General features: G+C 71.7%; 10 protein-coding genes. 4 read left to right on the top strand and 6 right to left on the bottom strand.

Going from position 1 to position 10,546, the window contains the following annotated elements; translation table 11 throughout:
• The coding region (locus AQJ91_RS44235; protein ID WP_067034572.1) for an LLM class F420-dependent oxidoreductase at window positions 1-893 on the bottom strand (893 nt) is incomplete at its 3' end.
• Between the two features lie 244 nt (window positions 894-1,137).
• Between AQJ91_RS44235 and AQJ91_RS54940 the strand changes: the two genes are divergently transcribed.
• Window positions 1,138-1,308, top strand: coding sequence for a hypothetical protein (locus tag AQJ91_RS54940; RefSeq protein WP_199848187.1), 171 nt, complete (start codon window positions 1,138-1,140; stop codon window positions 1,306-1,308).
• A 241-nt stretch (window positions 1,309-1,549) separates the two neighbouring features.
• Here the strand turns inward: AQJ91_RS54940 and AQJ91_RS44230 are convergent, their stop codons facing one another.
• The 4 genes from AQJ91_RS44230 to AQJ91_RS44215 form a co-directional block, all read right to left on the bottom strand.
• Complete coding sequence (locus tag AQJ91_RS44230; RefSeq protein WP_067034569.1) at window positions 1,550-2,014, bottom strand: DUF6099 family protein; 465 nt, start codon at window positions 2,012-2,014, stop codon at window positions 1,550-1,552.
• Between the two features lie 208 nt (window positions 2,015-2,222).
• Window positions 2,223-2,549 (bottom strand): nucleotide pyrophosphohydrolase, encoded by a 327-nt coding sequence (locus AQJ91_RS44225; RefSeq protein WP_067034566.1) that lies wholly within the window; start codon window positions 2,547-2,549, stop codon window positions 2,223-2,225.
• On the bottom strand, window positions 2,546-3,697 hold the full coding sequence (locus AQJ91_RS44220; protein WP_067034610.1) for an AAA family ATPase: 1,152 nt from the start codon (window positions 3,695-3,697) through the stop codon (window positions 2,546-2,548). Before AQJ91_RS44220 ends, AQJ91_RS44225 begins: the two co-directional genes overlap by 4 nt.
• Before the next feature lie 676 nt (window positions 3,698-4,373).
• Window positions 4,374-4,766: a cell division protein SepF gene (locus tag AQJ91_RS44215; RefSeq protein WP_199848186.1), complete on the bottom strand. Its 393-nt coding sequence runs from the start codon at window positions 4,764-4,766 to the stop codon at window positions 4,374-4,376.
• A 230-nt stretch (window positions 4,767-4,996) separates the two neighbouring features.
• Between AQJ91_RS44215 and AQJ91_RS44210 the strand changes: the two genes are divergently transcribed.
• Both AQJ91_RS44210 and AQJ91_RS44205 read left to right on the top strand, forming a co-directional pair.
• Window positions 4,997-9,004, top strand: a complete 4,008-nt coding sequence (locus AQJ91_RS44210) for a bifunctional nitrate reductase/sulfite reductase flavoprotein subunit alpha (protein WP_067034563.1) — start codon at window positions 4,997-4,999, stop codon at window positions 9,002-9,004.
• Window positions 9,005-9,022: 18 nt separating this feature from the next.
• Window positions 9,023-9,295, top strand: coding sequence for a hypothetical protein (locus tag AQJ91_RS44205; protein ID WP_067034561.1), 273 nt, complete (start codon window positions 9,023-9,025; stop codon window positions 9,293-9,295).
• Here the strand turns inward: AQJ91_RS44205 and AQJ91_RS44200 are convergent.
• Window positions 9,273-9,794 (bottom strand): YceI family protein, encoded by a 522-nt coding sequence (locus tag AQJ91_RS44200; protein ID WP_067034558.1) that lies wholly within the window; start codon window positions 9,792-9,794, stop codon window positions 9,273-9,275. The two genes, AQJ91_RS44205 and AQJ91_RS44200, sit on opposite strands and share 23 nt — an antisense overlap.
• Window positions 9,795-9,920: 126 nt before the next feature.
• Here AQJ91_RS44200 and AQJ91_RS44195 point away from each other — a divergent pair, with 126 nt between their 5' ends.
• Complete coding sequence (locus AQJ91_RS44195; protein WP_067034555.1) at window positions 9,921-10,421, top strand: MarR family winged helix-turn-helix transcriptional regulator; 501 nt, start codon at window positions 9,921-9,923, stop codon at window positions 10,419-10,421.
• Window positions 10,422-10,546 lie beyond the last annotated feature (125 nt).

The following is a 10,546-nucleotide window of genomic DNA, read 5'->3' as shown; positions in this document are numbered from 1 at the left end:
ATCAGCTCCAGGTGGTCCAGGTCGGAGAGGTCGAGGACCTGGAGGTAGAAGCGGCTCGCGCCGATCTCGGCGTAGCGGCCGATCTTCTCGACGACCTCGGCCGGTGAGCCGGCCAGGCCGTTGAGCTTCAGTTCATCGACCTCGCGGCCGATCGCGGCGGCGCGGCGGGCGACCTCCTGGTCGTCCTTGCCGACACAGACGACGAGGGCGTTGGAGTAGACGAGGTCGTGGGCCTTGCGGCCGGCCTCCTCGGCTGCGGCGCGCACCCGGCCGAACTGGCGCTCGGCGTCCTCGACGGTGCCGAACGGCATGTTGAACTCATCGGCGTAGCGGCCTGCCAGCCGCGGGGTGCGGGTGGCGCCGTGGCCGCCGATGAGGACCGGGATCCTGTCCTGGGCGGGCTTGGGCAGGGCGGGCGACTCGGTGAGGTCGTAGTAGGTGCCGTGGAAGTCGAAGGTCTCGCCGGGCTTCGTCTCCCACAGGCCGGTGACGATCGCCAGCTGCTCCTCCAGGCGGCCGAACTTCTCCTTCGGGAACGGGATGCCGTACGCCTTGTGCTCCTCCTCGAACCAGCCTGCGCCCAGGCCGAGTTCGACGCGGCCGCGGGACATCTGGTCGACCTGCGCGACCTGGATGGCGAGCACGCCGGGCAGCCGGAACGTACCCGCGGTCATGAGGGTGCCGAGGCGGATGCGGCTGGTCTCACGGGCGAGGCCGGCGAGGGTGATCCAGGCGTCGGTGGGGCCGGGGAGGCCGTCCGCGGAGCCCATGCGGAGGTAGTGGTCCGAGCGGAAGAACGCGTCGAATCCGAGGTCTTCGGTGGCCTTCGCCACGGTGAGCAAGGTGTCGTAGGAAGCCCCCTGCTGGGGCTCGGTGAAGATGCGAAGATCCATGCCTCCATCCTGCACACCGCGGCCCCGGTCGACCGCACCGGTCCCCCCGGCCCCACGCGTCCCCGGTCGGGTGAAAATCCGTCAACGCCGTGGGTGGAGGCTGTCCGGACCAGTGACTGGCCCCGGCGGTGATCGTTGGCTCGGGCGGAGCCGGACCGCCCGGCGCCCGCGCCGGAGGATCGCCGCCGGGGCGACACCCGCGTCGGCCTCTTCGTCTACGGGGCCGGAGGCCGAGGAGGCCGTCATGTCCGAGGAGTTCTTGCCGCTGCAGGGCGCTGGTCAGCCGAGGGGGTTGCTGCAGCAGATGGAGGAGCTGATGGCGGCGTTGAACGCGAATCTGTCGGCGCTGGATGCGGATCTGCAGTCGGCTGGGTCTGGCGGGCGGGGGGTTGTGGAGGAGGGGGAGGTCGGCTGACGGTCCGTTTGCAGGCATTGCCCACCCACGCACCACCCGCTTGCTGTTGGTTGAGGGGTGGGCGTCGCCTGTGGGGGTGCGGCGCCGTTGGCGACCGCAGGTAACACCCTGGCGCGCTCACGCCGCCTCCGGCCACACCGCCGGGCGGGTCAGCCACCCCAGGCACATCGCCAGCCCGGTCAACCCGCCCCAGGCACATCGCCAGCCCGGTCAACCCGCCCCAGGCACATCGCCAGCCCGGTCAGCCCGCCTCCGGTAAATCCTGTTCCCGGTCCGCCAGTCTCCGGAGCATCTCGATGACCCGGTCCCGGGACTCGTCCGCCGCGTCGATGGCCTCCATGCACTGCCAGTACGTCGTCTCGTCGTCCGCCGCGCTGGCGACGGCCACCAGCGCGATGCCGACCTCGCCGAGGAGGCCGCCGAGATACATCAACGCCTGGCGGGGGTCGCCCAGTTCGGTGAGCTGGGCCGCGCGTAAGTCTCCGACGGCGAGGCCGGGGGCGATCAGGACGCCGCAGCCTCTGCCCGCCAGTTCGGTCAACCCCAGTGCCTCGCCGCGCAGTTCGGGCGGGCCCGAGACCGCGAGGCGGCTGCCTATCGCCTGTGCCAGGGCCTGCGCCTGCCACACCTCCGCCATGATCTCCGCCGCGCCGCCGCTCCCCGCGAGCGCACGCCTGCTCGTCACGATGAGCCGCACCGCGTCCATGCGCTGTCCCCGTCCGTCTCGACGCGCTGCCCACGCGTCCGCCCGAACTCCCTTGTACGCTCACTACCCAGAGTGAAGGCGCGTGAGACGAAAAGCCAGAGGAAGGCGGAAATCTTCGGACAACAAATCGGCTTCTGGCGCCTGAATGACTGCGGAGAGTGAAAACGGACCGATCGGCTCCCCCAACAGTCCCCCGCCGCCCGACGTCCTACGGCGCCGGAAATCTCCGCTCGTTCCGGTCGATCTTCGCGTCCAGCGCCGCCAGCGGATCGATCTCCAGCACCTCGCACAGCTGCAGCAGATAGGCCAGTACGTCGGCCACCTCGTCCGTCACGCGGTGCGCGGTGTCGGGGTCGTCCATCACCCGCATCGACTCCTCCGGCGTCAACCACTGGAAGATCTCGACCAGTTCGGACGCCTCCACGCTGAGCGCGGCGACGAGGTTCTTGGGGGTGTGGTACGGCTGCCAGTTGCGCGCGGCGGCGAACTCGGCCAGCCTGCACTGCAGTTTCGCCACGTCGAGAGGTTCTGTCACGGCTTCAGGTGTACCACCGTCGCTCCGTCCACTCCCGTGGCGCACGATGCGTCGCTGACCGCCCCGACCAGTCTGATGTGCCCGCGCTCACACATCCGCGCCGCCAGCCGCAGCAACTCCGCCCGCTGGCCCGGGTCCAGGCCCCGGTCGAACCCGTCGGCCAGCACGGTGAGCGTCTGCAGGGCGGCCGGTACCTCCCCGGCCGTGTCGAGGTCCAGCACGCCGGGCCCGGTGAGCAGCACCAGGGCGAGCGCGAGGTATCTCAACTCGCCGTACCCGAGCCGCCCGAGGCCGGTCCGGACGCCGTCACCCCGGTCGAGTACGGCCCGTACCGTGCCGTCGGACAGCGGCTCGGCGACGACGTCCACGACCGGCCCGGCGCATCCCGCCCGTACCGCGGCGACGAGCTGCTGGTGCCGGCGTCCGCATTCCGAGCGGGTGCGCCACAGGACGTCGGCGAGGTTTTCGCAGCCGCCGAGCAGCCGTCCGGAGCCGGTCGGTACGGGGCCGCGCATCCGGGCGGGCCGGGGATCGCAGGCGAAGACGGACCGCAGGGCGACGACCATCTGCTCGGCGGCGGCGAGGACCCGGCGCTGGCCGTCCGTCTTGCCGGCCACGCGCAGGGGCAGCAGTGTCGTGCCGAGCCGGTCGTCGGGGAGCGGGGCCCTGGTCACCGGCGCCTGTCCGGCCGTGTGCCAGGCGGCCTGGACGTAGGGGCGGCTCGGATCGCGCAGCGCGGTCTCCAGCAGCACCAGGCCGCCCGCGCTCAACCGCTCCCCGACGATGCGCAGTTCGGGCTCTGCCTGAACGGCGACGTCGAGCCGGACCGGCCCCTCGGGACCGTCCGCCGTACACCCGATGCGAAATCCGCGCCGCCGTTGCGCGTCGGGCCGGGCCCGCTCGGGCACACACCCGACCGCGTCGGGAAACACGTCCCCGACGGCGGCCCCGCCCCCGAGCCGCGCCAACGCGTCGTACGCCCGCAGCGCACTCGTCTTCCCACACCCGCTCGGCCCGGCGAACAACGTGAACGCCCCCAGCGGAAACGCGGCCCGCCGATGCCCGGCAAACGCCGACAGCCGCAGCTCGGTGATGCGAGGGCGGCCGGGGTGCCCCCAGCCGGCGCCGGGAGCTGCCGGAGACGGCAGTTCGACGCCATCCGGGCCAACCGGATCACGGCCGGCCCGCTCGGCCGGCTGACGGACGGACCACTTGGCCACCCCACGGGCGCCAGGCACGGACGGCCCAGGGCTGTCGGACGCGGAGGGCCCACCGCTGCCAGAGGCGGACGACCCACGGCTGTCGGACGCAGACGGCACGGGGGCGCCCGGCACGGACAGCCCACGACTGTCGGCCCCGGACAACCCACCACTGCCCGACGCAGACGGCCCACCACTGTTGGACGCGGACGGCATACGGGCACCCAGCACGGACGACCCACCACTGCCGGACACAGACGGTCCCCCGGCGCCGGGCATGGACGACTCACGGCGGTCGGACCCGGACGGCCCACGGGCGCCAGGCACCGACGGCGGCCCACCACTGCCGGACGCGGACGGCCCACCACTGCCGGACCCGGACGGCATGCGGGCGTCCGGCACAGACGCCCCCCGCTCGCCCCCCGCGCGGGGCGCATCCGCGTCCCGCCCGGACAATCGACAGGCATTCGGAGGCTCGGACGATGTATATGACACGGCCATGTCCGGACCGTACGGCTCCGCTCACCCGGCGAACCGTTCCGCCTCGGCGACCTTCCTACGAACGGGGGACGGGCCCCGCCCCGATGACATTCCTACGGCCGCGGAGCCGGACCGCCCACGCGCGTCACGCCCCGGGCGCCCCCGCGGCCCCCTCCATCAGCCCGCTGACCTCCGTGCCGGGCGGGGTGAGGAGGAACACGTTCCGGTCGACGCGGTGCATGCCGCTCGCCAGGCCGAAGACCACGCCCGTGCTGAAGTCGAGGACCCGCTTGGCGACCTCGGTCTCCGCGCCGGTCAGGTCGAGCAGGACCGGGATGCCCGCCATCAGCGTCTCGGCGACCTCGCGGGCGTCCGCGAAGATGTTGACCCGCAGCACCACGAAACGGCGGCGGGTCTCCGTCTCCGCGTCCGGGAGCGCGCGATGGTCCACCGCGGACGGCCAGGCGTCACGGCCGCGCAGCGGCACGACCTGGGCGAGCCCTTCCCACTGTTCATCGGTGACGTCGTGGCTGTTCACCGGCTCACCCCGCCCTGACTCGCCTTCAATGCCTGCACCAGCCAATTCTTACGCCATGTCACCCGTTCGGCCCAACAGCGACACGGTCCGCGACCAACACGAACCCCTCACATCGCGCCGGACGCGGCTGTGTGTCCGACGTAACTCCCGTTGATCAAGTCATGTGACATCGGCGTAACGGGCAATTCGTACGCTTCTCGCGACAGCAGTAGGCCGGAGAAGGGCAGCGTGTGACCTCGACCACCTCGACGACACAGGTACGGACGGTCTGCTCGTACTGCGGGGTGGGCTGCGGCATCGTGCTCGACGTCGGGATGGGCCCGGACGGACGGCGTACGGTCCTGAGGGCCTCCGGCGACAAGGCGCACCCCGCGAACGCGGGCCGGCTGTGCACCAAGGGCGCCACCACCGCCGAGATGCTCGCCGCGCCGGGCCGACTGACCAGCGCGCTCGTGCGGGACGACCGGGGTGAAGAGCCCGTGCCCGCACCCATGGGCGACGCGATCGCCGAGACCGCGCGGCGGCTGCGTGAGATCGTCGACGAGCACGGGCCGGACGCCATCGCCTTCTATGTCTCCGGGCAGATGAGTCTTGAGGCCCAGTACCTGGCGAACAAGCTCGCCAAGGGGTTCGTGCGGACGAATCAGATCGAATCCAATTCGCGGTTGTGCATGGCCAGCGCGGGGGCGGGTTACAAGCTGTCGCTGGGGGCCGACGGGCCGCCGGGGTCCTACGAGGACTTCGACCTCGCCGACGTCTTCCTCGTCATCGGGTCGAACATGGCCGACTGCCATCCGATCCTCTATCTGCGGATGATGGAGCGGGTCAAGGCGGGCGCGAAGCTGATCGTCGTCGATCCGCGACGGACCGCCACCGCCGCCAAGGCCGATCTGTTTCTGCAGGTCAAGCCGGGTACCGACCTCGCCCTGCTGAACGGGCTGCTGCATCTTCTCGTCGAGAACGGCCACACCGACCCCGACTTCGTCGCCGCCCACACCGAGGGCTGGGAGGCGATGCCGGAGTTCCTCGCGGACTATGCCCCGTCGGCTGTCGCGGAGATCACCGGTCTGGCCGAGGACGACATCCGGCGTGCCGCCCGGCTGATCGGCGAGGCCGGCGAGTGGATGAGCTGCTGGACCATGGGGCTCAACCAGTCCACGCACGGCACCTGGAACACGAACGCCCTGGTCAACCTGCATCTGGCGACGGGTGCGATCTGCCGTCCCGGTAGCGGGCCCTTCTCCCTCACCGGGCAGCCCAACGCCATGGGCGGGCGCGAGATGGGGTACATGGGGCCGGGGCTGCCGGGGCAGCGGTCCGTGCTCGTGGACGCCGAGCGGGCCTTCGTCGAGGAGCTGTGGGAACTGGCGCCGGGGACCATCCGCGCCGACGGCGTCGGCAAGGGCACCGTCGAGATGTTCCAGAAGATGGCCGACGGCGACATCAAGGCCTGCTGGATCATCTGCACCAACCCCGTCGCCTCGGTCGCCAACCGCCGTACCGTCATCGAGGGGCTGGAGGCGGCGGAGTTCGTTGTCACGCAGGACGTCTTCGGCGAGACCGAGACCAACGCGTACGCCGACGTCGTGCTGCCCGGCGCCCTGTGGACCGAGGGCGAGGGCGTCTTCGTCAACAGCGAGCGCAGCCTCACGCTGACCCGGCCGGTGGCCGACCCGCCCGGCGAGGCGATGGCGGACTGGCGGATCATCGCGGCCGTCGCGTGTGCGATGGGGTACGAGAAGGGGTTCTCGTACGACAGCGCCGAGGAGATCTTCGAGGAGATTCGGCGGGCCTGGAACCCCGTCACGGAGTGGGATCTGCGCGGCGTGACCTACGAGCGGCTGCGGTCCACGCCCGTGCAGTGGCCGGCCGCCGACGTGGACGGGCCAGAGCGCAATCCGATCCGGTACGTCAGCGGCGACGGGCTGCGGTTCCCGACCGCCGGTGGGCGTGCCGTCTTCCACGCGCGGCCGCACATGCCCGCCGCCGAGATGCCGGACGACGACTATCCCTTCGTACTGAACACCGGCCGGGTGCAGCACCAGTGGCACACGCTGACGAAGACGGGCAGGGTCGCCAAGCTCAACAAGCTGAACTCCGGGCCGTTCGTGGAGGTGCATCCGGACGACGCGCGTGAGCTGGGGATCGCCGACGGGGATCGGGTGGAGGTCGCCTCGCGGCGGGGGCGGGCGGTGCTGCCGGCGGTGGTGACGGACCGGGTGCGGCCGGGGGGCTGTTTCGCGCCGTTCCACTGGAACGACCTGTTCGGTGAGTATCTGAGTGTCAACGCCGTGACGAGCGACGCGGTGGATCCAGTGTCCTTCCAGCCGGAGTTCAAGGTGTGCGCGGTGGCCCTGACCAAGGTCGCGGAGCCGGTGACGGCCGCGCCGGAGGTGCTCGTCCCGACCACCGTCACCCCCGGCGGCGCCAACCCCTTCGGGCTCGACCCCACCCCGCCGCCCGTCCTGACCTCGCAGGAACGCCTCTATCTGACCGGCTTCCTCGCCGGCCTCGACTCCGGCGCCCCGGGCGTCCCGGTCCTCCCGCCGGACGCGCCCTTCAGCCCCGAGCACGCGATGTGGGTCAACGGCGTCCTGGCCGGCATGTACTCGCGGACGGCGGCCGAACCCCGTCCGCAGCACGGCCGTGAGGTGGTCGTCCTGTGGGCCTCGCAGACCGGGAACGCCGAGGAGTTCGCGGGCGCCGTCGCCGACCGGCTGTCGGCCGGCGGGCACCGTGCCACGCTCGTCGGCATGGACAACGCCGACCCGGGCACCCTGCCGACCGGCGCCGACCTGCTGCTGATCACCAGCACCTTCGGCGACGGGGACGCGCCCGACAACGGCACCGGGTTCTGGGAGACGCTCGCCGGGGAGGAGGCGCCACGCCTGGACGGGGTGCGGTACGCCGTCCTCGCGTTCGGCGACTCCTCGTACGACGACTTCTGCGGGCACGGGCGGCGGCTCGACACACGCCTCGACGAGCTGGGCGCGGTGCGGCTCGCGCCGCGTACCGACTGCGAGCCGGACTACGAGCCGTCGGCCGACGCCTGGCTGGACCAGGTGCTCGGCGCGCTGGGCAGCAGGACGGAGGCGGCGCCGAAGAAGCCCGCCCGCGCCGCCAAGCCCGCCCCCACCGCCGCCCGCCTGGTCGGCAACCGGCTGCTCAGCCTGCCCGGCGCGGACAAGGAGGTCCGGCGCTTCACCTTCGACACGACCGGGACCCCGCTGACCTACGAGGCGGGCGACGCACTCGGCGTACGGCCGGTCAACTCGCCCGCGCTGGTGCAGGAGTGGCTGTCCGCGACCGGCGTCGACGGCTCAACCGCCGTTCAGGTCGAGGGAGTTGGTGATGTCTCCTTCGCCGAGGCGCTGCACCGGCATCTCGACATCACGAAGATCACCCCGGATCTGCTCCGCTTCGTCGGCGAACGCGTCCGCGACGACCGGGAGTTGCGCCGACTGCTGCGGCCCGACAACAAGGACGGGCTGGCTCAGTGGAGTTGGGGACGGCAGGCGGTGGACGTGCTCGCGGAGCATCCGGTGCGGGCCTCGGCCGGCGAGTGGGCCGAGGTGCTCAAGCGGCTGCAACCGCGCCTGTACTCCATATCGTCCAGCCCGCTCGTCGACCCGCACCGCGTCTCGCTGACCGTGTCCGTCGTGCGCTACGAGAACCTGCACGGCCGTCCGCGCGGCGGTGTCTGCTCGCCCTTCCTGGCCGACGCCGAGCCGGACACCGAGGTGCCGGTCTTCGTGCAGCGGTCGCCGCACTTCCGCCCGCCCGCCGACGCCTCGACGCCGATGGTGATGGTCGGGCCGGGAACGGGGGTCGCGCCCTTCGTCGGGTTCCTGGAGGAGCGGCGCGCTCTCGGCCACGAGGCGCCCAACTGGCTGTTCTTCGGGGAGCAGCACCGCGCCACCGACTTCTACTACGAGGACGAACTGACCGCGCTGCTCGGCGAGGGCACGCTCGACCGCCTCGACACCGCCTTCTCCCGGGACCAGCGCAACAAGGTGTACGTCCAGGACCGGATGCGCGAGCACGGCCCCGAGCTGTGGCGCTGGCTGCAGGACGGCGCCCACTTCTACGTCTGCGGCGACGCCTCCCGTATGGCCAAGGACGTGGACCGGGCCCTGCGGGACATCGCGGTCGCGCACGGCGGGCTGGCGGAGGCATCGGCGTCGGCGTGGGTGAAGCAGCTGGCGGCGGCGAAGCGTTACGTACGGGATGTGTACTGACGTAGCAACTGCCCTGCCGTGAGCGCTTCCTACCGGCCTCGCACCAACACGGACAGCGCCGCCGTCGCTCCGCACTTCACGCTCACCACGGGACAGGGCATGAACCCGTACTGGACGATCGTGCGGGGCGCGGCGACGCTCCCCGCGCACACGTCGGCGCGCTGTGAACTCCGGCCGCCCTCCGGGAGGTTCGGACTCCCCCGGCCGGGCGTACGGATCCGGCTGCGCGCCTTCACAGCCGTACCGCAGACGCTGTCGCGCGCCGACGTCAGGCTGCCGCCGCCCGTGTGAAGCGGAGCGTGGTGGCCACCGTGGCGAGGCCGCGCATCATGCCGAGCTGGTTCCAGCCCATGCCGAACTGCTCGCGGTCCACGGAGAATTCGGCGTCCAGCGTGATCGCGTCGGCGTCCGCGCCGACCAGGCGGCCGGTGAAGGACAGGGGCCTGCTGACGCCGCGGGCGGTGAGCTGGCCGACGACGTGGACGGCGTCGCCGTCACGGAGTTCGGCGCTGCGGACCGCGAAGGTGATCTCGGGGTGGTTGTCGGCGTCGAAGAAGTCGGCGGAGCGCAGGTGCACGTCCCGCTTGGCGTGGCCGGTGTCGAACGAGGCGACGTCCAGGGTGATGGTGCCGACGGCGGACCCGTCGGGGCGCACCTCGCCCCGGCCGGTGACGGCGGCGAAGGTGCCCTTCACCGTGACCAGGCCCCACATCGTCTTGTGCCGGACGGCGACGGTGGAGGTGGTGGTGGTGTCGAGCTGCCACTGTCCGGTTTCCACGGCGACGGTCATGATCCTTCTCCTGCCATACATGTGCTTCAAATTTGGATGACCCTTGGGGATGACCGAACGCTAGCCCATAATCCAAATCTGAACAACCCTTCCGTCCAAAATTGGACAACGGGTAGACTCGGCCCCATGGCCGCCGACGACGAACCCCTCACCGACCAGCCCGAATGCCCCTCCGCGCAGGGCGGCGGACTGCTGCCGCCCGAGCTGCGCGGCTGGATGCTCCTGCTGGCCGCGACGGGGGCCGCGGAGCAGCGACTGCGTGCGGTCGTGAAGGAGCGGCTGGACGTCTCCCACGACGAGTTCCTGGTCCTGTGCCTGCTCGCCGAGCAGCCCGGCGGGACGGGCAGCCTGCGCATGTCCCGGATCGCCGAGCTCCTGGGCCGCCCCAAGACCCGCCTCACCTACCAGATCGCCTGCCTCCAGCACGCCGGCCTGGTCACCCGCAAGTCGGCGTGCGGCGACAAGCGGGGCATCGAGGTCGCCCTCACCGACAAGGCCCGCCGCCTGCTGACGGAGGCGTCCGACGCCCTCGCGGAGACGGTCAAGGAGTCGCTGGTCCGGTTCATGGGGCCGGATCAGAGGGCGGCGCTGTGTGGGCTGCTGCCGGGGCTTGCGGAGGAGCGCTGAGCGCTCCGCTGGGGGCCGCGGTGATTTGAGTGCGGGCCCGGTGGGGGCTGGTCGCGCAGTTCCCCGCGCCCCTAACAGGGACGGTGGTGCTGACGGACAGTGGCCTCTTTTTGCGGGCTCCGGCC

The organism is Streptomyces dysideae (assembly GCF_001514305.1).
Lineage (GTDB): Bacteria > Actinomycetota > Actinomycetes > Streptomycetales > Streptomycetaceae > Streptomyces > Streptomyces dysideae.
This window is presented reverse-complemented; position numbering and strand designations above follow the sequence as displayed.